General features: G+C 57.4%; 20 protein-coding genes and 1 pseudogene. 12 read left to right on the top strand and 9 right to left on the bottom strand.

Features of this window, described 5'->3' with window-relative positions; translation table 11 throughout:
- Positions 1-151: 151 nt before the first annotated feature.
- Positions 152-1,063 carry a LysR family transcriptional regulator gene (locus ACYZTS_RS04790; protein WP_028622026.1) on the bottom strand — a complete coding sequence of 304 codons (912 nt, stop codon included), beginning with the start codon at positions 1,061-1,063 and terminating at the stop codon, positions 152-154.
- A gap of 173 nt (positions 1,064-1,236) precedes the next feature.
- Here ACYZTS_RS04790 and amaB point away from each other — a divergent pair, with 173 nt between their 5' ends.
- The 8 genes from amaB to ACYZTS_RS04750 all read left to right on the top strand — a co-directional run bounded on the left by amaB (position 1,237) and on the right by ACYZTS_RS04750 (position 11,287).
- A complete protein-coding gene (amaB, locus tag ACYZTS_RS04785) occupies positions 1,237-2,727 on the top strand; it encodes an L-piperidine-6-carboxylate dehydrogenase (protein WP_028622027.1) in 1,491 nt (496 codons plus the stop codon).
- 156 nt (positions 2,728-2,883) lie between these two features.
- On the top strand, positions 2,884-4,167 hold the full coding sequence (gene amaA / locus ACYZTS_RS04780) for an L-pipecolate oxidase (protein WP_461994408.1): 1,284 nt from the start codon (positions 2,884-2,886) through the stop codon (positions 4,165-4,167).
- A 364-nt stretch (positions 4,168-4,531) separates the two neighbouring features.
- Positions 4,532-5,665, top strand: coding sequence for an ABC transporter substrate-binding protein (locus ACYZTS_RS04775; protein ID WP_028622029.1), 1,134 nt, complete (start codon positions 4,532-4,534; stop codon positions 5,663-5,665).
- A gap of 240 nt (positions 5,666-5,905) precedes the next feature.
- On the top strand, positions 5,906-6,820 hold the full coding sequence (locus ACYZTS_RS04770; RefSeq protein WP_010464150.1) for an ABC transporter permease subunit: 915 nt from the start codon (positions 5,906-5,908) through the stop codon (positions 6,818-6,820).
- 3 nt (positions 6,821-6,823) lie between these two features.
- Positions 6,824-8,107 (top strand): high-affinity branched-chain amino acid ABC transporter permease LivM, encoded by a 1,284-nt coding sequence (gene livM / locus ACYZTS_RS04765; protein WP_028622030.1) that lies wholly within the window; start codon positions 6,824-6,826, stop codon positions 8,105-8,107.
- Complete coding sequence (locus ACYZTS_RS04760; RefSeq protein ID WP_028622031.1) at positions 8,104-8,979, top strand: ATP-binding cassette domain-containing protein; 876 nt, start codon at positions 8,104-8,106, stop codon at positions 8,977-8,979. Before livM ends, ACYZTS_RS04760 begins: the two co-directional genes overlap by 4 nt.
- The gene (locus ACYZTS_RS04755) at positions 8,976-9,692 is read left to right on the top strand and encodes an ABC transporter ATP-binding protein (RefSeq protein ID WP_028622032.1); all 717 of its coding nucleotides are present in this window, start codon (positions 8,976-8,978) and stop codon (positions 9,690-9,692) included. Before ACYZTS_RS04760 ends, ACYZTS_RS04755 begins: the two co-directional genes overlap by 4 nt.
- An 824-nt stretch (positions 9,693-10,516) precedes the next feature.
- Complete coding sequence (locus ACYZTS_RS04750) at positions 10,517-11,287, top strand: SDR family oxidoreductase (RefSeq protein WP_461994405.1); 771 nt, start codon at positions 10,517-10,519, stop codon at positions 11,285-11,287.
- Positions 11,288-11,378: 91 nt separating this feature from the next.
- On the opposite strand, the gene ACYZTS_RS04745 is transcribed toward ACYZTS_RS04750, so the two are convergent.
- The 7 genes from ACYZTS_RS04745 to ACYZTS_RS04715 all read right to left on the bottom strand — a co-directional run bounded on the left by ACYZTS_RS04745 (position 11,379) and on the right by ACYZTS_RS04715 (position 16,648).
- Positions 11,379-12,509: an AGE family epimerase/isomerase gene (locus ACYZTS_RS04745; RefSeq protein WP_461994403.1), complete on the bottom strand. Its 1,131-nt coding sequence runs from the start codon at positions 12,507-12,509 to the stop codon at positions 11,379-11,381.
- Positions 12,510-12,718: 209 nt separating this feature from the next.
- Positions 12,719-13,291 carry a HupE/UreJ family protein gene (locus ACYZTS_RS04740; protein ID WP_028622035.1) on the bottom strand — a complete coding sequence of 191 codons (573 nt, stop codon included), beginning with the start codon at positions 13,289-13,291 and terminating at the stop codon, positions 12,719-12,721.
- A gap of 27 nt (positions 13,292-13,318) precedes the next feature.
- Positions 13,319-13,933 (bottom strand): urease accessory protein UreG, encoded by a 615-nt coding sequence (gene ureG / locus ACYZTS_RS04735; RefSeq protein ID WP_461994400.1) that lies wholly within the window; start codon positions 13,931-13,933, stop codon positions 13,319-13,321.
- A 23-nt stretch (positions 13,934-13,956) separates the two neighbouring features.
- The gene (locus tag ACYZTS_RS04730) at positions 13,957-14,631 is read right to left on the bottom strand and encodes an urease accessory protein UreF (RefSeq protein WP_028622037.1); all 675 of its coding nucleotides are present in this window, start codon (positions 14,629-14,631) and stop codon (positions 13,957-13,959) included.
- Positions 14,628-15,128: an urease accessory protein UreE gene (gene ureE / locus ACYZTS_RS04725; RefSeq protein ID WP_461994398.1), complete on the bottom strand. Its 501-nt coding sequence runs from the start codon at positions 15,126-15,128 to the stop codon at positions 14,628-14,630. The genes ACYZTS_RS04730 and ureE overlap by 4 nt, the downstream gene beginning before the upstream one ends.
- Before the next feature lie 213 nt (positions 15,129-15,341).
- Positions 15,342-15,974, bottom strand: a complete 633-nt coding sequence (locus ACYZTS_RS04720) for a TetR family transcriptional regulator (protein ID WP_028621466.1) — start codon at positions 15,972-15,974, stop codon at positions 15,342-15,344.
- A gap of 164 nt (positions 15,975-16,138) precedes the next feature.
- The gene (locus ACYZTS_RS04715; RefSeq protein WP_461994396.1) at positions 16,139-16,648 is read right to left on the bottom strand and encodes a WD40 repeat domain-containing protein; all 510 of its coding nucleotides are present in this window, start codon (positions 16,646-16,648) and stop codon (positions 16,139-16,141) included.
- 386 nt (positions 16,649-17,034) lie between these two features.
- Between ACYZTS_RS04715 and ACYZTS_RS04710 the strand changes: the two genes are divergently transcribed.
- From ACYZTS_RS04710 to ACYZTS_RS04700, 3 genes are all read left to right on the top strand, one after another.
- On the top strand, positions 17,035-19,104 hold the full coding sequence (locus ACYZTS_RS04710; RefSeq protein ID WP_461994394.1) for an AsmA family protein: 2,070 nt from the start codon (positions 17,035-17,037) through the stop codon (positions 19,102-19,104).
- A 306-nt stretch (positions 19,105-19,410) separates the two neighbouring features.
- Positions 19,411-20,196, top strand: coding sequence for a hypothetical protein (locus ACYZTS_RS04705; RefSeq protein ID WP_461994388.1), 786 nt, complete (start codon positions 19,411-19,413; stop codon positions 20,194-20,196).
- Positions 20,197-20,218: 22 nt separating this feature from the next.
- Entirely contained in the window at positions 20,219-20,926 is a 708-nt protein-coding gene (locus ACYZTS_RS04700) for a hypothetical protein (protein WP_461994385.1), read from the top strand.
- A 90-nt stretch (positions 20,927-21,016) separates the two neighbouring features.
- Here the strand turns inward: ACYZTS_RS04700 and ACYZTS_RS04695 are convergent.
- Positions 21,017-21,099 (bottom strand): annotated as a pseudogene (locus ACYZTS_RS04695) (hypothetical protein); the annotation flags it as partial.
- 179 nt (positions 21,100-21,278) lie between these two features.
- Between ACYZTS_RS04695 and ACYZTS_RS04690 the strand changes: the two are divergent.
- A complete protein-coding gene (locus ACYZTS_RS04690) occupies positions 21,279-22,169 on the top strand; it encodes an esterase/lipase family protein (RefSeq protein ID WP_461994383.1) in 891 nt (296 codons plus the stop codon).
- Positions 22,170-22,225 lie beyond the last annotated feature (56 nt).

The raw sequence follows: 22,225 nt of genomic DNA, 5'->3' as shown, positions 1-22,225 counted from the left end.
TCGGTGGTAGTTATTGCCAGCGATTTTTGGGGCATAGCATCCCATGTGGGAGCGAGCCTGCTCGCGATGACGATATTTCATTCAACATCAATATTGACTGACCCACCGCTATCGCGAGCAGGCTCACTCCCACAAGGGAGTGTGTGATGCCTTAACCAGGCGATATGTCCGGGCTATCAATCTGCTCAAGCATCCACTTCACGAAATCCCGAACCTTGGGCACTTCCGCCGAATGCTCGGGATAAGCCAGGTAATAGGCGTCGGAACTGGGCATCGCGTGTTGCCAGGGAATGACCAGTTTGCCGTCAGCCAATTCCTCTTCCACCAGAAAACGCGGCAACAGCGCCACGCCACAGCCAACCTGCGCAGCGCGGATGCACATGTAAAAGGTCTCGAAGCGTGGGCCGTGGTAGCTGTGTTCGGTGTGGTAGCCCTGACTGTCGAACCAGTCGTGCCATGCCTGGGGGCGCGAAGCATTTTGCAGCAGAACCAGATCAGCGAGTTGTGTCGGGTCGGTGAGTGGCGTTTCCGGCAGGCTGCCGGGCGCGCAGACCGGTACCAGCTCTTCGCTGAACAATTTCAGGCATTCGGTGCGAGGGCGCGCCCCTTGGCCGAAATAAAACGCCAGGTCGCTGCGACCCTGCAGCAGGTCATCGGCTTCCTGCTCGCTGCACAGGTCCAGGTGAATCGATGGGTGACGCAAACGCCAGCCCTTCAGACGCGGCACTAGCCAGCGCGCGCCGAAGGTCGGCGGAGTCGATACACGCAGAACTTCGGTTTCGCCGCCGTAGGAACGCAGGTAATGCGTGGACATCTCGACCTGCGTGAGGATTTTTCTTACTTCTACCAGGTACAAATCCCCGGCCGGAGTCATTTGCAGGCGTCTGCGCACCCGGCGGAACAGCAGGTGCTGCAGCAACTCTTCGAGTTGTGCGACCTGTTTGCTGACGGCGCTCTGGGTCAGGTTCAGCTCTTCAGCGGCGCGGGTGAAGCTCAAATGCCGGGTCACGGCCTCAAAACACTGGAGGGCGGTGATCGACGGCAGGTAGCGTTTATTCAACATGACTGGTCCTTTTTCTTGTTTCTTTTTCGCCAACTATTCAAAGCATGAATAAACGGAATGATATCTCTCTTAAAGGTCGTTTGTTGGGTAACCTCCGGAGCGCTAAAACTATAAGCCTGATCGGCCGAATTCATCCGGCTGCACGTTTGCTGTTTTCGCTTGAGGAGTGACCCATGGTTGCCGCATTGCTTGACCGTCTTGGTGTGAACCCGGCCCTGTACCAGAACGGCAAAGTGCCGGTGCACTCGCCCATTGATGGCAGCCGCATCGCCGCTGTGAACTGGGAAGGCGCCGCTGAAGTCGAGCAGCACATCAGTCGCGCAGATCATGCGTTCGAGTTGTGGCGCAAGATTCCGGCCCCGCGCCGTGGCGAACTGGTGCGGCAACTGGGCGATATCCTGCGCGAGTACAAGGCCGACCTCGGTGAGCTGGTCTCCTGGGAAGCCGGCAAGATCACTCAGGAAGGCTTGGGTGAAGTGCAGGAAATGATCGACATTTGTGACTTTGCCGTCGGCCTGTCCCGCCAGTTGTACGGTTTGACCATCGCCTCCGAGCGCCCCGGCCACCACATGCGCGAAACCTGGCACCCGCTGGGCGTCGTTGGCGTGATCAGCGCGTTCAACTTCCCGGTTGCGGTCTGGGCCTGGAACACCACGCTGGCGCTGGTCTGCGGCAACCCGGTGATCTGGAAACCGTCCGAAAAAACCCCGCTGACCGCTCTGGCGTGTCAGGCGCTGTTTGATCGCGTCTTGAAGAATTTCAACGATGCGCCGCCTCACCTGAGCCAAGTGATCATCGGCGGCCGAGATGCCGGCGAGGCACTGGTCGACGACCCGCGAGTCGCGTTGATCAGCGCCACCGGCAGCACCCGCATGGGTCGCGAAGTGGCACCGAAAATCGCTGCACGTTTCGCTCGCAGCATTCTTGAACTGGGCGGAAACAACGCGATGATCCTCGGCCCAAGCGCCGACCTCGACATGGCGGTGCGTGCGATTCTGTTCAGCGCCGTCGGTACCGCCGGCCAGCGTTGCACCACGCTGCGGCGCCTGATCGCGCATGAATCGGTGAAGGAAGAAATCGTCACCCGCCTGAAAGCCGCGTACTCGAAAGTGCGCATCGGCAATCCGCTGGAAGGCAATCTGATCGGCCCGCTGATCGACAAGCACAGCTTCGAAAACATGCAGGACGCACTCGAGCAGGCACTGAGCGAGGGTGGTCGCGTGTTTGGCGGCAAACGTCAGCTGGAAGACCAGTTCCCGAATGCCTACTACGTGTCGCCCGCGATTGTCGAAATGCCCGAGCAGAGTGAAGTGGTTCGCGATGAAACCTTCGCACCGATCCTTTACGTGATCGGTTACAAGGATTTCGACGAAGCACTGCGCCTCAACAACGAAGTGCCACAAGGCCTGTCGTCGTGCATATTCACCACTGATGTGCGTGAAGCCGAGCAGTTCATGTCGGCGGTAGGCAGTGACTGCGGCATTGCCAACGTCAACATCGGCCCGAGCGGCGCGGAAATTGGCGGCGCGTTTGGTGGCGAGAAGGAAACCGGCGGCGGTCGTGAATCCGGTTCCGATGCATGGCGCGGCTACATGCGCCGCCAGACTAACACCGTGAATTATTCGCTGGAGTTGCCGTTGGCGCAGGGGATTACGTTCGACTGACGCCCAAGTCGAACAGTGATCCCCTGTAGGAGTGAGCCTGCTCGCGATAGCGATTTAACATTCAACATCTGTGTTGACTGATAGCCCGCAATCGCGAGCAGGCTCACTCCTACATTTTGAACTGTGTGTTGGTTAGGTTTCCGCTGGAGTCTGGCAATGCCGTTACGCGAAGAGTGTCTGTGGGAAAAACTGACGCCACAAAGGCCCGACAACTCGGCGCTCAAAGGCGAAATGAAAGTCGATGTGTGCGTGATCGGCGCCGGTTTCACCGGTTTGTCAGCAGCGGTGCACTTGCTCGAACAGGGCAAAACGGTTTGTGTGCTGGAAGCGCATCGCGCCGGGCATGGCGGTTCGGGGCGCAACGTCGGGCTGGTGAATGCCGGCATGTGGATTCCACCGGACGAGATTGAAGCCGGTTTTGGCGAAGCGGTGGGCAGCCAGCTCAACCGCATGCTCGGTGCAGCGCCTTCCCTCGTTTTCAGCCTTGTGGATAAGTACAACATCGATTGCCAATTGCGCCGCGAAGGTACGTTGCACATGGCGCACAACGCGCGTGGCGAAGCGGACCTGCGCAGTCGGGAACAACAGTGGAAACGTCGCGGCGCGCCGGTCGAATTACTCACCGGGCAAGCTTGCGAGCAGGCCACCGGCACGAAAAAAATCGCTGCTGCATTACTCGATCGTCGCGCAGGCACGATAAACCCGATGGCTTATACGACCGGGCTGGCGAAAGCAGCCATCGCTTTGGGCGGCCAGCTGTTTGATCATTCGCCGGTGACTCGACTCGAGCGCCAGGGCCAGCGCTGGTCAGTTCAAACCGCGCAGGGTTCAGTGCTGGCCGAGCAAGTGGTGATCGCCTCCAACGCCTACACCGAGGGCGACTGGACCGAGCTTCGGCGCAATTTCTTCCCCGGTTATTACTATCAGGTTGCCTCGGTGCCGTTGACCGAGGCGGCCGCCGAACTAATCCTGCCGGGCGGCCAGGGTTCGTGGGACACCCGCCAGGTGCTCAGCAGCATCCGCCGCGACAAGGAAGGACGTCTGTTGCTGGGCAGTCTCGGCAACGGCAATCAGAAACCGGCCTGGTTTCTGAAAGCCTGGGCCGATCGCGTTCAGCAGCACTATTTCCCCTACCTCAAACCCGTGGAATGGGAATGCACCTGGACTGGCTGTATCGCCTTCACCCCTGATCATTTGATGCGCCTGTTTGAACCCGCGCCCGGCTTGGTGGCGGTCACCGGTTACAACGGGCGCGGGGTGACCACGGGGACAGTAGTGGGCAAGGCGTTTGCCGATTATCTGTGCAAGGGCGATGCGCAGGCGCTGCCCATTCCATTCGCACCGATGCAGCCTCTGGCGGGGGCGGGCCTGCGCAGCTGTTTGTACGAGGCCGGATTTTCCCTGTATCACGCAGGCCAGTGCTTGCGGATCGTGATTTGATTGTTGAAATTTGTTGCTGGCAGCGGCGCTTTTCAGCCCAGCGACTAGCCTGTAGTGGTGCGCGTTGTAGCAGTCTGCGCACCAGCAGTGTGCACTTCGGTGACGTGTGTTGTTACAGGTCGGTTGCACGTCGTTTCGCACTGCGGTTGCAATGATGGCGCGTGCAGGTTGCGCCACAAAATTATATCGGTTTCACCTTCAGCGGTTTAGACGGTTGCACGCTCAATGAAAATGGGCTCGAAACAGTCGAAATAACAATAAAGCAGCGACTTTTTTCAGAATAAAAAACCGATGGCACGGCACTTGCTCTGAGCATTCAGAGAAGTCGCACTGCCAACTAAAAAAAACCTTGGAGCACCACCTCATGTCCCAGACGTTTTACAAGAAAGGCTTTCTGGCCCTCGCAGTGGCTACTGCTTTGGGTGTTTCTGCGTTTGCACAGGCCGATGTAAAAATTGGTGTGGCGGGTCCGATGACAGGTGCCAACGCGGCATTTGGCGAGCAGTACATGAAGGGTGCACAGGCGGCGGCCGATGCGGTCAACGCAGCTGGCGGCGTCAACGGGGAAAAAATCGTACTGGTACGTGGTGATGACGCCTGCGAGCCGAAACAGGCTGTGACGGTCGCCAAGGACCTCACCAACCAGAAAGTCGCCGGCGTGGTTGGTCACTTCTGCTCCTCCTCCACCATCCCGGCCTCCGAGATTTACGACGAAGCGGGCATCATTGCGATCACCCCGGGTTCGACCAACCCGGCGGTCACCGAACGCGGCCTCAGCGCCATGTTCCGTATGTGCGGGCGTGACGATCAGCAAGGCATCGTAGCCGGCGACTATATTGTCGACGTGCTCAAAGGCAAGAAAGTCGTAGTCTTGCATGACAAGGACACCTACGGCCAAGGCCTGGCAGACGCCACCAAGGCACAGCTGGAAAAACGCGGCGTGAAACCTGTGTTGTATGAAGGTCTGACCCGTGGCGAGAAAGACTTCAGCACCATCGTGACCAAGATCCGTGGCGCCGGTGCCGACGTGGTCTACTTCGGCGGTCTGCACCCGGAAGCCGGTCCTCTGGTTCGTCAACTGCGTGAGCAAGGCCTCAAAGACGTCAAGTTCATGTCCGATGACGGTATCGTCACCGATGAGCTGGTCACCACTGCTGGCGGTCCACAGTTCGTCGATGGCGTGTTGATGACCTTCGGCGCCGACCCGCGTCTGCTGCCAGACAGCAAGACCGTGGTAGACGAGTTCCGCAAGCAAGGCACCGAGCCTGAAGGCTACACCCTGTATGCCTACGCTTCCGTTCAAACCCTGGCTGCCGCTTTCAACGGTGCCAAATCCAACAACGGCGAGAAAGCCGCCGAGTGGCTGAAGAAAAACCCTGTGAAAACCGTCATGGGCGAGAAGACCTGGGACGCCAAGGGCGACCTGAAAGTCTCCGACTACGTGGTTTACCAGTGGGACAAGGATGGCAAATACCACCAGCTGGAAAAACAGAAGTAAGGGCTGACGCGATCACCTGATCTGATGCAATCCGTGTAGGAGTGAGCCTGCTCGCGATGACGAACTGACAGTCGACAACCGTGTTGAATGTTATGACGCTATCGCGAGCAGGCTCGCTCCTACAGGATCCGGTTTTGGTCGACGGGATCGTGGCTGACATTGCTCCGACGTAAATCTGTATTTTTCCTAGAAGAGCCGCACACCCAAGGTGTGCAGGTTTTCACTGCGTGAGATTGCGTTATGGATGGTATTTTCCTGCAGCAACTGGTCAACGGCCTGACCCTCGGGTCGGTCTATGGCCTGATCGCCATCGGCTACACAATGGTCTATGGCATCATTGGCATGATCAACTTCGCCCACGGCGAGGTTTACATGATTTCCGCTTACCTCGCGGCAATCAGTCTGGCTCTGCTGGCATACTTCGGTATTGAATCCTTCCCGCTCCTGATGCTTGGCACGCTGATTTTCACCATTGTGGTAACGGCGGTTTATGGCTGGGTCATCGAGCGTGTCGCTTACAAACCGCTACGCAACTCAACCCGTCTGGCGCCGCTGATCAGTGCCATCGGTATCTCCCTGATCCTGCAGAACTACGCACAAATTGCTCAAGGCGCGAAACAACAAGGTGTTCCGACCTTGCTGACAGGTGCCTGGCGCGTCGAAATCGGCACCGGTTTCGTGCAGTTGACCTACACCAAAGTATTCATTCTGATCGCGGCATTCGCCGGCATGGCGTTGCTGACCTACATCATCAAGTACACCAAGCTCGGCCGCATGTGCCGTGCGACTCAGCAAGACCGCAAGATGGCCTCGATCCTGGGGATCAACACCGACCGGGTAATCTCCTACGTGTTCATCATCGGTGCTGCGATGGCAGCGCTGGCCGGTGTACTGATCACCATGAATTACGGCACGTTCGATTTCTATGCCGGCTTCATCATCGGTATCAAAGCGTTCACTGCAGCGGTGCTTGGCGGGATCGGCTCACTGCCCGGGGCGATGCTCGGCGGGATCATTCTCGGTATTTCCGAGTCGCTGTTCTCCGGTCTGGTCAATTCCGACTACAAAGACGTGTTCAGCTTCTCGCTGCTCGTACTCGTTCTGGTCTTTCGGCCCCAAGGCCTGCTCGGCCGTCCTCTTGTGTCGAAGGTGTAAGCGATGTCTTCAACCACTCAAAAAACCATTGATCTCAAAAGAAGCCTGGTTGACGCCATACTCGCCGGCCTTGTAGCCCTGATCGTTTTTGGGCCGATAGTCGGCGTGGTCCTTGATGGCTACGGCTTCAATATGGAAACGACGCGGGTCGCCTGGATTGTCGCCATTGTCATGGCGGGCCGTTTTGCTTTGAGCCTGTTCCTGCAAACGCCAAAGGGCCTGCGCATCCTCGAAGGATTTGAAACTACTGGCTCCGGCGTGCATGTACTGCCGCCGGATTACAAATCCCGGTTGCGCTGGATCATCCCGATACTGATCGTCGTTGCCGTGATCTTCCCGTTCTTCTCCAACTCCTACCTGTTGGGCGTGGTTATCCTCGGGCTGATCTATGTGCTGCTCGGTCTGGGGCTGAACATCGTGGTCGGCCTGGCCGGGCTGCTCGATCTGGGTTACGTGGCGTTCTATGCGATCGGCGCGTACGGCCTGGCGCTCGGTTATCAATACCTGGGGCTGGGTTTCTGGACGGTGTTGCCACTGGCGGCAATCATGGCCGGTCTTGCCGGATGCATTCTCGGCTTCCCCGTGCTGCGTCTGCACGGCGATTACCTGGCGATCGTGACCCTGGGTTTCGGCGAAATCATTCGTCTGGTGCTCAACAACTGGCTGTCGCTGACCGGCGGCCCGAACGGGATGGCAGCACCACTGCCGACTTTCTTCGGTCTGGAGTTCGGCAAACGGGCGAAGGAGGGCGGTGTTCCCTTCCACGAGTACTTCGGCATCGCCTACAACCCTGACGTAAAGTATTACTTCATCTACGCCGTGTTGTTCCTGGTCGTACTGGCCGTGCTTTACGTCAAGCATCGCCTGACCCGCATGCCGGTCGGACGCGCCTGGGAAGCGTTGCGCGAAGACGAGATCGCTTGCCGCTCCATGGGCCTCAACCACGTACTGGTGAAACTCTCGGCGTTCACCATCGGCGCATCGACGGCCGGTCTGGCCGGGGTGTTCTTCGCCACTTATCAGGGCTTCGTCAACCCGACCTCGTTTACCTTCTTCGAATCGGCACTGATCCTCGCCATCGTGGTGCTGGGCGGCATGGGCTCTACCATCGGCGTGGTCATCGCAGCATTCGTGCTGACCGTCGCGCCGGAACTGCTGCGTGGTTTCGCTGAATACCGTGTGCTGCTGTTCGGCGTGTTGATGGTGTTGATGATGATCTGGCGACCGCGCGGCCTGATTCGTATCAGCCGTACCGGTGTGACGCCGCGTAAAGGAGTAGCGCCATGAGCGAAGTCGTCCTCTCTGTAGAGAAGCTGATGATGCACTTTGGCGGCATCAAGGCGCTGAGCGATGTCAGCCTGAAGGTCCATCGCAACTCGATTTTTGCCCTGATCGGCCCAAACGGTGCCGGCAAGACGACTGTGTTCAACTGCCTCACCGGTTTCTACAAGGCCTCCGGCGGCAAGATCGAACTCAATGTTCGTGGCCAGGAAACCAACGTCATTCAGTTGCTGGGTGAGTCGTTCAAACCCACCGATTTCGTCTCGCCGAAATCCTTCCTCAGCCGTATGTACTACAAGATGTTCGGTGGCACTCACCTGGTCAACCGGGCGGGACTGGCGCGTACCTTCCAGAACATTCGCCTGTTCAAGGAAATGTCGGTACTGGAAAACCTGCTGGTGGCCCAGCACATGTGGGTCAACCGCAACCTGCTGGCTGGCATTCTCAACACCAAGGCTTACCGCAAAGCCGAAAGCGATGCGCTTGATCACGCTTTCTACTGGCTGGAAGTGGTGGACCTGGTGGATTGCGCCAACCGCTTGGCCGGTGAATTGTCCTACGGTCAGCAACGCCGTCTGGAGATTGCCCGGGCCATGTGTACCCGGCCGCAGATCATCTGCCTCGACGAACCGGCTGCCGGCCTCAACCCACAGGAAACCGAAGCGCTGAGCGCGATGATCCGGCTGCTGCGCGACGAGCACGATCTGACCGTGGTGCTGATCGAACACGACATGGGCATGGTTATGAGTATTTCCGACCACATCGTGGTGCTGGACCACGGCATCGTTATCGCCGAAGGCGGACCCGACGCCATTCGCAATGACCCGAAAGTGATTGCGGCCTATCTGGGCGCTGATGAAGAGGAAGTGGTGCTATGAGCCAACCCATCCTCGAACTTAAAGAACTGGACGTGTTTTATGGCCCGATCCAGGCGCTCAAGAAAGTCTCGCTGCAGATCAATGAAGGGGAAACTGTCAGCCTGATCGGCTCCAACGGCGCCGGCAAATCGACCCTGCTGATGTCGATTTTCGGCCAGCCGCGGGCAGCGAGCGGGCAGATCATGTATCAGGGCGTGGACATTACCCACAAGTCATCCCACTACATCGCGTCGCACGGCATTGCGCAGTCGCCAGAAGGCCGACGGGTGTTCCCCGACATGACCGTCGAGGAAAACCTGCTGATGGGCACCATTCCGATCGGCGATAAATATGCAAAGGAAGACATGCAGCGCATGTTCGAACTGTTTCCGCGGCTCGAGGAACGGCGCACGCAACGCGCCATGACGATGTCCGGTGGCGAACAGCAGATGCTCGCCATCGCCCGTGCACTGATGAGCCGGCCAAAGCTTTTGCTGCTCGATGAGCCGAGCCTTGGGCTGGCGCCGATTGTGGTCAAACAGATATTTTCCACCCTGCGGGAGTTAGCGAAAACCGGCATGACCATTTTCCTCGTTGAACAGAACGCCAACCACGCGCTCAAGCTTTCGGACCGGGCGTATGTGATGGTTAACGGCGAAATCCGTCTGACGGGCAGCGGCAAGGAGCTGCTGGTGAACGAAGAGGTGCGCAACGCTTACCTCGGCGGGCATTGAAGTCTGTTGAAACACCCAGGCCCCGGTGAGCAATCATCGGGGCTTTTTTACGTTCTGAATCCGTAGGAGCACAGCTTGCTCGCGATGGTGTACCGCATCAAACGTAAGGAGTTTGAACCTCCGCTATCGCGAGCAAGCTTTGCTCCCACATCGGAAATTTGGCGTTTCGGCAAATTGTGGAAAACAAATTCACCAAGCTCCGAAACCGCGACATAAAGACGCTGCAAATGGCTGTTTTATCACGGTTTTGAGTTGTCCCCGTTTGCTGTGGAAGTGGCTGTGAATAACGTGGTGGTACATGGCTGCAGGCCTTTGGGGCCGTGGCTTGTAGCGATGTGGTTGTTTTTTGATCGGTGAGTTTCTTGGCGCTGGCAAGTGTCTTTGTCAACCTTTTTATCAGCAGCCAATCCCACTCGAACAGCCGGGTACAAGCCTGTGGATAAGTCTGTGGTTAAACTCTGGAAAGACTCCGCTGAGTGCCGTGGTTGCTGGCTTCGCGCCATCGCCGATTCCATAGTCCCGTCGTGCAAAACGCCTTGAGGTACACAGCCGGCATCCAGGGGTCAAGCAAAAAAGTTTTAAAAGAGCTCGGAAAGCCTTGTGCACAGCGGCTTGCAGCTTTTTTACTTGCCCCCGAAAACTGTGGACCGGCCTGTGGATAAGGTGCGCGCACATGGCTGCAGGCCATGCAGCGAGAGGTTTTACGGCGATTGGTTGTTATTTGAGCAATTGCACAGTGGTTGCCGCTGCCTGCAAGGCCGGGCATGCTGCCAGCTGATTTTCTATTCCAATGGCTGCGCGTCGGCCGAAGCAAGGAGAACACGATGTCCAACACCCTGTTTATTACCGGAGCAACCTCTGGTTTTGGTGAAGCCTGCGCTCGTCGTTTCGCCGATGCGGGCTGGAAACTGGTGCTGACAGGCCGTCGTGAAGAACGCCTCAATGCCCTGTGCGCCGAACTGTCGAAGCAGACTGAAGTGCACGGGATTGTGCTCGACGTGCGTGATCGCCAGGCCATGGAAGAGGCCATTGCCAATCTCCCGCCATCCTTCGCCAAACTGCGCGGGCTGATCAACAACGCTGGCCTGGCGCTTGGTGCGGACCCAGCGCCGAAGTGCGACCTGGATGATTGGGACACAATGGTCGACACCAACATCAAGGGCCTGATGTACAGCACGCGTCTGTTGTTGCCACGACTGATCGCCCACGGCCGTGGTGCCGGCATCATCAACCTCGGCTCGGTCGCCGGCAATTATCCGTACCCGGGCAGTCACGTGTATGGGGCGAGCAAGGCATTCGTCAAACAGTTCTCGCTGAACCTGCGCTGCGACCTGCAAGGGACCGGCGTGCGCGTCAGCAATATTGAGCCGGGCCTGTGCGAAAGCGAATTTTCGCTGGTGCGTTTTGCCGGTGATCAGGAGCGTTACAACGCCACTTACGCCGGCGCCGAGCCGATTCAGCCGCAAGACATCGCCGACACGATTTTCTGGGTGCTGAACTCGCCAGCGCACATCAACATCAACAGCCTGGAGTTGATGCCGGTGAGTCAGTCGTGGAGTGGGTTTGCGATCAATCGCAGTGGTGACAAGGCTTAAGACTGTGTAACGGCCATCGCGGGCAAGCCGCGCTCCCACAGGGTTAAACACTGACCCTGTGGGAGCAAAGCTTGCTCGCGATGACTATCTCTCAGTCAGCGAGATATTCAGCCAAACCGCGATAACAGGTCGCCAAATGATAAGGCGTCGTTGAAGGCATATCGCGGCGACTCACTTCACCGTTCGCATCGCGACATTCATACCAGCCTCGCGCATGCAAAGAGTGCTGCAGCAACGCCTGCAACTGGCGGATGACTGCAGCGTCGCTGTTCGCTCGCAACGTCAGCGCCCGCAGGTATTCAGCCTGGGCCCAGATGCGCTGGGTGGCATCTTTCGCTTGCCCGTCCAGCGTCAACATGGCCCGCACGGCGCCACTCGATTCTTCGACGCCCAGTTGCTCGGTGAACGTAAAAGCTCGGTCGAGTGAAGTGTGCAGCGGCGAGCCGCGCAACAACGGCGATGATTCCAGCAGGTAATACCACTCGAACTGATGGCCAGGTTCGAACCAGTTATCCACAGCACCCAATGGCTTTTCCATCAACACATCATGCTGTGGATCGATAAAACGCTGATGCATCCCGGTGCATAACTCGACAAGGGCACGCTGCACCGGCGCGTCTGCACGAATCGACAGCGTCGCAAGAAACGCTTCAGCCAAGTGCATCAGCGGATTCTGCAGCGGCCCTGTGTCCAAGGAAGACCAGTCCTGTTCGAGGCAGGCTTCGTAGAGGCCGTCATTCGTCGCGAAACGCTGCGCGATCACTTTAAGTGTGGCGTTGAGCACTGACTCCACCAACGGCTCGCGAACTTTGTCCCAGTAGTGGGCGCAGGCAAACAGGATGAAAGCGTGGGTGTAGAGATCCTTGCGCCGATCGAGCGGAGCGCCTTGCGGGTCGATGCTGTAGAACCAGCCACCATGTTCAGCGTCGTGGAAATGCTGCTGCAACGATCGGAACAAAGCAGCCGCACGCTCTTCGGCGCCCGCCAGTTGGCCGGTCAAGCTGGAAAACACGTACAACTGCCGCGCGCAGGCCATGGCCCGGTAGCGTTGAGGTGGCAGCGGATGGTGATCCGCATCCAGCGCTTCGTAAGGCAGCGCCATGTCGGCATTCCAGCCCGGACCTTGCCAGAGTGGCACGATCACGTCCCGGAAATGCTGTTGCACCGAGGCGAACAGTGCGGTCAGTTCAGGCTGGGGAGTGGAGCGGGGCTGATGCGGCATTGGCTGGCGTCGTCACGGCAGGTTTAATTGCGCGCCATGTTAGCAGACAGCCCGGTCGGAGAGAGGCGGTGTCTGTCAGACCGCTATCGCGAGCAAGCTCGGCTCCCACAGAGTAAGTATTCCACTGTGAGCAGAGCTCCCACAGAGTACGCATTCCACTGTGGGAGCCGAGCTTGCTCGCGATGAGGCCATTACAGGCGATAAAGAAATCAGCCAGCCAGCAACCACACGCCGGTCGCCGCCGAAGCTGCTCCGGCCAAACGCACCAACGGCGCCGCCGCCCGAGGCAATACTCGCACCACCGCATAACCCGCCGCATGCAACGCGGCCGTTGCCGCCACGAAACCGGCTGCATACGCCCAAGGGCTGGACATGTCGGGCAATTCCAGGCCATGCGCAACACCGTGGAACAGCGCAAATAATGCTGTCGCCGCGACCGCCAGGCTCAATGGCGGTCGCACCGCCAGCGCAACAGCCAGCCCCAGCGCCAGCACCGACGCGGCGATGCCACTTTCCAGCGCCGGCAAATTCAGCCCTTGAAAACCCAATAACCCGCCGATCAGCATCGTGCCGACAAACGTGCAGGGCAGCGCCCAACGCGCGGCGCCTTGCTGCTGCGCCGCCCACAAGCCGACGGCCAGCATTGCCAGCAAGTGATCGAGACCACCGATAGGGTGGCTAATGCCGGCGATCAACCCGTTGTCACCATGGCCCGGATGAGCGAGTGCAATGGCTGGCGTCACCAAAAGGGCCAGGGTGACCAGAGTGCGTTTCAATGTCATGGCTAAGCTTCCTTGTTGAAATTTTGATCAGGCTGCGGTCAGCAAGCCTTGGCGTTCGATGAAGGCGATGATCTCTTCCAGCCCCAGACCTGTTTTCTGGTTACTGAAGACAAACGGCTTGCCGCTGCGCATGCGGCGGGTGTCGCTGTCCATCATTTCCAGCGATGCGCCCACCAGCGGCGCGAGGTCGATCTTGTTGATCACCAGCAGATCGGATTTGCAGATGCCCGGTCCACCCTTGCGCGGCAGCTTGTCGCCGGCCGACACATCGATCACATAGATCGTCAGGTCGGACAGCTCCGGGCTGAACGTCGCCGACAGGTTGTCCCCGCCAGACTCCACCAGAATCAGATCAAGCCCCGGAAAGCGTCGGTTCAGTTGGTCCACCGCTTCCAGGTTGATCGACGCGTCTTCGCGGATCGCCGTGTGCGGGCAGCCGCCGGTCTCCACGCCGATAATCCGCTCAGGGGCGAGCGCTTCGTTGCGCACCAGAAAATCGGCATCTTCGCGGGTGTAAATATCGTTGGTGACCACGGCGAGGTTATAGCGATCGCGCAGTGCCAGACACAGCGCCAACGTCAGAGCCGTCTTGCCGGAACCGACCGGGCCGCCGATGCCGACACGCAAAGGTTGAGCGTTCATGTGATTCTCCAAAGTAAAAGGCCCTAGGAACGAAACAGGCGGCTGTACTGGCGCTCGTGGGCCATGCTTGCCAGAGACAGGCCGAAAGCAGCGCTGCCGTAATGTTCGGGTGTGATGTGGCTGGCGTGCTGTTGCGCTTGCTGCAGCAGTGGCAGCAGTTGGCTGGTCAGGCGTTGCGCGGCTTGCTGGCCCAGCGGCAGGGTCTTCATCAACACCGCCAATTGGTTTTCCAGCCAGCTCCACAGCCACGCCGCGAGCGCGTCTTGCGGTTCGATTTGCCAGGCACGCGCCGCCAGCGCCCAGCCGAGGGCCAGGTGCGGCTCGGCACGTTGCACAAGAAACGCCCGGGCCGCTGCGTCCAGTTCGGGCAGCCCGTTGAGCAGTTGTTGCAGCGAGTAACCCATCTGCCGGCTTTCCTGGTGCAACTCCCGAGTCTCGCGACTGGCGCGATGTTCTTCGCAATGCTGCAACAGATCGGCCCAGTTTTCCTCGGCCGCTGCCGTGCAATGAGCAAGCAGCAGCGGTGCTTCAAAGCGTGCAAGGTTCAGCAATAACTGATCGCTGATCCAGCGTCGCGCGCTCTCGGAATCACTCACCCGGCCGTTATCCACAGCCATCTCCAGTCCCTGCGAATAGCTGTAGCCGCCAATCGGCAACTGCGGACTGGCCAGACGTAACAGCGCCCAGGCTGGATTCATAAACGCACGCCGAACTGGTGCAGTTTCGGCGCGTAATTGAAGGCTTCCTCGCCCTGCCGGGAGTGGTGATGGCCACCGCCGTAAGCGCCGTGCTCAGGCTGAAACGACGCTTCGATATGCTCGACATTGGCATCCAGCTGTTCGAGCATCGCCTTGAGCACATAGTCGTCGAGCAAGCGCAGCCAGCCATCGCCTACTTGCAAGGCGACGTGGCGATTGCCGAGGTGATAAGCCGCACGGGTCAGCTCGAAGGGATTGGCGCAGGTGACATGCAGCAGTTGCTCGGGACGCGCGCAGACGCGGACGATTCTGCCGTCTTCTGCCTCAAGGCATTCGCCATCGTGCAGCGGCGGTTGACCGCGCTCCAGAAAGAGCCCGACGTCTTCACCTTCGGCACTGAAACAGCGCAAACGGCTTTTACTGCGGGCTTCGAAGGTGAGGTGCAACTCGGCGGCCCAGACAGATTGAGGGTCGATTCTGCGATGGATCACCAGCATCGGAAAGCTTCCAGCAATGAACGTAAGTCAGGCTAGAGCAAGGGGCTTGCCAATCGGGAAGATCTGTAGGAAATGCCTTACGGAATCGTAGGAGCGATGGGGGAATTCAAGTCTGGCTGCATAGAAATGGGGCGCCGCATTAAAGTCTGGCACCAAAATGTGGCAAAGGGAGTGACTCTTTCAGAAGCAGCTCTGCTTCTGCATAAAGGGGGGTTATTCCGTGCTGCCCAGACCCTGCCAGTGCTTGAGTCCAATGAAGATGAATCGCAACTGCTGAGTGATCTTGGCTTGCGGCGTCAAATGCTCGGGGAGGTCGTGCGGCGGGGGATCGATGATATCCGGCAAAGTGGCAAATACGCTTTTCACTACCAGGTCGGCCATCACGCTCAAACCGGCAAGATCCAGATGCTGCAGTTTTGGCATGAGTGACAAGTCAGCCGCGAGGTCTGAGCTGATGTCCTCGCGCAATCGACCAATAGCCAGACGCACTGGCAGCGATCCGCCGTATTGCTCGCGAGCGAGAAACAGGAACTGTGAGCGGTTGGCAGATACCACGTCGAGAAAAATGCGCACGGAGGCATCAATAATGCCGCCCATCACAAATTCGTTATGGCGCACCAGGCGTATAGTTTCACGGAATGTCTGGCCGACCTCGCTCACCAATACCAGGCCAAGCTCATCCATATCTGCGAAATGCCGGTAAAAACCAGTGGGAACGATTCCCGCCGTTTTCGCCACTTCGCGCAGGCTCAGGCTGCCGAAGCCGCGGCCACACTCCATCAGATGGCGGGCAGCGTCCATCAAGGCATTGCGGGTTTGTTGTTTCTGTTCGGCGCGGGGCAGCATCGCAAGGTTTTTCTGAACGGGACAGCGGCGCACTTTAGCAAATCGGCTTTGCCGGCGTCGAACGACTAGCGGAGGATTTACGCGGGGAAAGGCAACAACTGAAGGGGTCTGAAAGTCAAAAGCCCAATCCGGTGATTGGGCTTTTTTTCGTGGCCATCATGGGCTTAGCTCAAACGGCTATTGCGTTCGATGACACGATCACCACCGCCTTCGGCGAGGGTCTGGCCTTGTGGAGTGCGATCACCACCGCCTTCAGCGAGAGTCTGACCTTGTGGCGTGCGATCACCACCGCCTTCGGCGAGGGTCTGGCCTTGTGGGGTGCGATCGGAACCGCCTTCAGCAAGGGTCTGGCCTTGTGGGGTGCGATCGGAACCGCCTTCAGCAAGGGTCTGGCCTTGTGGGGTGCGATCGGAACCGCCTTCAGCAAGGGTCTGGCCTTGTGGCGTACGATCGGAGCCGCCTTCAGTGATCAGGCCTTTTTCTTTCAGGCGATCGTTACCGCCTTCGGCAAGCGTTTGACCTTGTGGAGTGCGGTCAGAACCATCCGCAGCGACGGTATGGCTGTATACCGAAGCGGATTTCACTTGCGGGGTAGCCTGTTCAGCAGCTGGCAATGCGAATGCGCTGCTGGCCAGCATCGAAAGAGTAATACTTAGCAGTAATTGGCTTTTCATGATCAGGTGCTCCTTGGGAGGGCGTTAAAGTGGGTACGAGGGCAATGCTACTCTCGATAAGTCGATATAAAAGTTCATAAACGCAATGGTAATAATCAACGGAATTGATTGTTCGGCTGGGAGGCTCTAGAACAGGTGTTTCCGGCGATCGTTTTTGCACTGGAGTGGGTATTTTCCACCCATCTTCGCAACGCAATCGCGCACGGGAGGTAACGCTCCAATGCGCCGGCAGGATGTCGTCAGGCGGTTATATGAGTGTTAAGCGGTATTTCAGTTAAACCTGCGGGCCGTTTCCCAGTCCTAGGTTTCATAACAGGCCGTTCCGGCCTAACGTTTCACATGTGCGTCGCAGTCCGGGCGCTCAGTCGTATCAGGAGCCCTGTGCAATGACGCGCACCCCGAAAATTTTTGCCTGGATCTTCGCCAGCCTTGTTGTTCTGCTGGCGGTGTTGGTACTGATCATCGCGTTCTTCGATTGGAACCGGATCAAACCGACCATCAACGAAAAAGTCTCTGAAGAACTCCACCGACCGTTTGCCATCAACGGCAATCTCGCTGTGGTGTGGCGTCGTGAACCCGACGAGGGCGGATGGCGCGCCTGGGTGCCATGGCCGCACGTGGTGGCGCAAGACCTCAGCCTCGGTAACCCGGACTGGTCGAAGCAACCACAGATGGTCACGCTCAAACGCGTCGAACTGCGTATTTCACCGTTGGCCTTGTTGGCGCAACGGGTGACGATCCCGCGCATTGATCTGACCGAGCCCAATGCCGACCTCCAGCGTCTGGCCGATGGTCGTGCCAACTGGACCTTCAAGTTCGATCCAAAGGATCCGGACGCCGAGCCTTCAAATTGGGTGGTCGATATTGGCGCGATAGGTTTCGACAAGGGCCACGTCACCCTTGATGACCAGACCCTGAAAACCGAGCTTGATCTGATCATCGACCCACTGGGCAAGCCGATCCCGTTCAGCGACATCGTTGGTGAAAAAGCGGCGAAAACCGCCCAGGAGAAAGGTTCGAATCCGCAAGATTATGCGTTCGGGCTGAAGGTTAAAGGCCACTATCATCAGCAGAAGCTGGCGGGTGAAGGCAAGATCGGCGGGCTGTTGGCGCTGCAGGATTCGTCGCGGCCATTCCCGCTCCAGGCGCAGGTGAAAATCGCTGACACCAGCGTCGAACTGGCCGGTACGCTGACCGATCCGCTTAACCTTGGCGCTTTGGACCTGCGCCTCAAACTCGCCGGCAGCAGCCTCGGCAATCTGTATCCGCTGACCGGCGTGACGCTGCCGGATACCCCGCCCTATGCCACCGACGGTCACTTGATCGCCAAGTTGCGTGAGCCCGGTGGCGCGGTGTTCCGCTACGAAAACTTTAACGGCAAGATCGGTGACAGCGATATTCATGGCAGCCTCGCCTATGTGGGCAGTCAGCCACGGCCCAAACTTAGCGGTTCGCTGGTCTCCAACCAATTGCTGTTCGCCGACCTGGCCCCATTGATCGGCGCGGATTCCAATGCCAAGCAAAAGGCTCGCGGCGGTGAAAGCAAGCAGCCGACCGATAAGGTGCTGCCGGTCGAAGAGTTCAAGACCGAGCGCTGGCGCGACATGGACGCCGATGTCGAATTTACCGGCAAACGCATCGTCCACAGCGAACAACTGCCGTTCAGCGATCTCTACACGCACCTGATCCTCAGCGACGGCGTGCTGAGTCTCGAGCCGCTGCGTTTTGGAGTGGCTGGCGGCAAGCTCGATGCGCAAATCCGTCTGAATGGGCATACCGAACCGCTGGAAGGCACGGCGAAACTGACCGCGCGGGGTTTCAAACTCAAACAACTGTTCCCGACCTTCGAGCCGATGAAGACCAGTTTCGGCGAGCTCAATGGCGATGCCGACATCAGTGGTCGCGGCAACTCTGTGGCCAAGCTTTTAGGCACTGCCAATGGCAACCTGAAAATGTTGATCAATGACGGCGCCATCAGCCGCGAGTTGATGGAGTTGGCGGGTTTGAACGTCGGCAATTATGTTGTGAGCAAGATCTTTGGCGACAAGGAAGTGAAGATTAATTGCGCGGCTGCCGACTTCGACATAAAGACGGGCCTGGCGACGACGCGACTTTTCGTCTTCGATACCGAGAACGCCATCATTTACATCGATGGCACGGCAAACATGGCGACGGAACAACTGGACCTCCTTGTCACCCCGGAGTCCAAGGGGTGGCGGTTGATTTCGCTGCGTTCACCGCTGTATGTGCGTGGCAAGTTCATCAAGCCGGATGCGGGCGTGAAAGCGGTGCCGTTGCTGTTGCGCGGTGCCGGCATGGTTGCTCTGGGGGTAATTGCTGCACCGGCGGCGGGTTTGCTGGCGTTAGTGGCACCGAGCGGTGGTGAACCTAATCAATGTGCACCGTTGCTGGAACAAATGAAGGCGGGCAAGGCGCCTAAGACTGTGAAGAATTGAATCAGGGAAGTGCTGTCCGCGGAATCTCATGTGGAGATAAGCTGAATTTAAGAGTCTAGAATTTAAGTGGGGGGATAGCTGGATTTTAAATAAGCGGTTAGTAGCTCTGGATATGCCAGACAGGCGATCAAGCGCATATGGCTAAGTACTTGGGGGGGGTACTTAGTAGAAGAAGTTGTGTGTCTGTGCTTAGTAATAAAATGACTTGTATGGAATGTGGAAAGTCTCGGTAAGAGAAGTTAGATTCTAACTACCAGCCGTTGAGCTGGTCGTAAAAATTATCTCTCTTACAAAAAGGATGTTGAAATGAGTATTCTATTACCGAGTGAGCTGGAAAGTCGGGCTTTTTTTAATACAGTAAAATTTACCCGTCCAGTTAATGCTTTTCCGACGATTCAGCCGAGGTCTTTCTCTGCCTTGAATGACGCAAAAATTGCGAATTCAGATCTTCTGTTGGGCTATGATGCCCCAGCTGCAATCGGCTTTACCGATAACCTTGATGACGACAAGAAAGATGCTGCCGCGGACAGCATCCACTTTGCCGAACGTTATGCCGACTCGGAAACAAATAAGTCGCTGGATCCTATTGGATGGCACGCCTTTTATAATACTGCTCTCCATCATTGCGGTTGGACTACCACCGGATTTAAATATGAAGATCACGTAAACAAAACCGTGAACGCCACGATGGAAAATGTTGTTTTTGATATCGTAAAATTAGTGGCCGGCAGGAATGTTTCTGCATTCCTGGATGTGATGGGCAGCACTATAAACGCACTGAAGTCGGACGATTCCTTATCCACGTCATTCGATAAGAATAGTGAAAGCGGAGTGGGTAGGGATTTCAGGGTTCTGCCGTGCATTCAAACACCCGGAGGCACGGCAATTGCCTGCTTTATAGCCGCTGACGTGTCTATGCAAAAGCAGTCGGGTGGTTTTTGGTTATGGAAGTGGAATTCTTCTCAGACCAAAATGAAAAAAGTCGCATCTGTCATGCAGCTTAATATGAGGATTTATAACCGAAATGTTGACATGATTTATGATAGCCTTGATAAAAGTTCAGAAGACTTTTTCAATGGTGTGAAACTTTGATTAAGCTTTATGGAGTAATTACATGATCAAGGATGACGTATCTATAGTAGCAGGGAACTTCGTTTCGATTGGCGCTGGATTCTCAACTCAGTGGGACGAGGATGTAGTGAATTCGCTTCTGTTCGCTGAACTCTATGCTAACTCGGAAGCGGACAGGTTTCAAAATCCGCAGCAGTGGAGTATTGAAAACAGCAAGGCGATGAGGCAGCTGAAATGGGATTTATCAAGCTCTACCACTTATAGCTACACACCTGACGCAATACTTGGGTTTGTGCTGGAAGAAGCAGTGATGCAAAAGCTAAATGCAGCCTTGGGTGCTGCCCATAATATTCAGATGGGCAGGCTGATTGATGCACTACAGAAACCTTCGGTCGCTGAAGGATTGATGGCAGAAACCGGGGAACACGCTGTTTTTCGCGTTTCTACGGTCAGCACTCAACAGGTAGCTACTTTCTGCCTGCGGTACTCGCTGGTTGAACCTGGCCCTGCGGTGAGTAATGTTTTGGTGTTCTTTAAGACCACCGAAGACGTGGACGCTGGTTTTATGGGGCACCGGTTCGAAAGCGAAACTATCTTAGGGGAAGTAACCGTCCAGGTAACGAGACGGGTACTGGACAAGAAATACTACGAGCGAAAAGGTCTGCGCAGTCTCGTTAAGGAAATGCTGCCGAGTGAACGCGATCATCTGATCTGCAACCTGGACTCGCGATATTCGATAGCGTCTAACTGAGTCAATCATATTCCCCATACGATTCCGACTCTTATATCGCTTAGCTGCCTGCCGCGGACCTCATTGCGGCAGAGCAGTCATCATATTCCCTTATAGATCGTTCAGGATGTCCGCCATATCACCGGCCTGCTCTTCTTCCTGAGTCAGTCTTCGAAGCTACGTCGGGTGGTCGGGCCTGCGTGCCAAAAAAGTTTGATGCGATATGTAGTGAAAATACCCGGATGCGCGGGGTGGACCTGAAGTAGCGTGGACGGCATAGACTGATCGTCGAGTTGTCACGGTGCATGGCGATGCTTGGCTGACGTCTTGCATCGCGCCTTGCGTCATTCGCCAATCACAAGGATGTATGCCCATGTCGCAAGCTTGCGCCCCGCGTTATCCCATCGTACTGGTCCCCGGAATGCTCGGGTTTATCCGACTGGTGCTTTACCCGTATTGGTTCGGGATCATCGCGGCGTTGCGCCGGGGTGGTGCGACTGTGATTGCTGTGCAGGTCTCGCCGCTCAATTCGAGTGAGGTGCGCGGCGAGCAGCTGCTGGCGCGGATCGACGAAATTCTGCGCGAGACGGGCGCGGCGAAGGTCAACCTGATCGGTCACAGCCAGGGCTCGCTGACGGCGCGTTATGCCGCAGGGAAACGGCCGGATCTTGTGGCGTCAGTTACCTCGGTGGCCGGGCCGAATCATGGCTCGGAACTGGCGGATTATCTGCACAAGCATTACCCGTCAAACAGCGCCAAAGGTCGCCTGCTCGCATTTTTGCTGCGCGTGATTGGTGCGCTGATGAGCCTGCTGGACACCGGTTATCGCGGGCCGAAATTGCCGGTCGACATTCAGGCCTCGCATGATTCCCTGACGACGGCCGGGGTCGCTGTGTTCAATCAACGTTTTCCACAGGGCCTGCCGCAAACCTGGGGCGGGCATGGGCCCGAAGAGGTCAACGGCGTGCGCTATTACTCGTGGTCCGGCACCTTGCAGCCAGGCAAGACTGATCGCGGGCGTAATCTGTTCGACGGCACCAACCGCAGTTGCCGTCTGTTCGCCAGGACCTTCGTGCGCGAGGCTGGGCATTGTGACGGGATGGTCGGTCGTTACAGCTCGCACTTGGGCACGGTGATTGGTGATGAATTTGCGCTGGATCACTTCGACATCGTCAACCAGTCGCTAGGTTTGGTTGGCAAGGGCGCCGAGCCGGTGCGGTTGTTTGTCGAGCATGCGGCGCGTTTGAAGGCGGCTGGCGTGTAACCCATTGTGGCCAGGGAGCTTGCTCCCGTTCGAGCGCGAAGCGGGCGCAAAAAGGG

This window comes from Pseudomonas sp. TMB3-21, from assembly GCF_054898145.1.
Note: the sequence above shows the minus strand (reverse complement) of the source record. Positions and strands in the feature narration are given on the sequence as shown.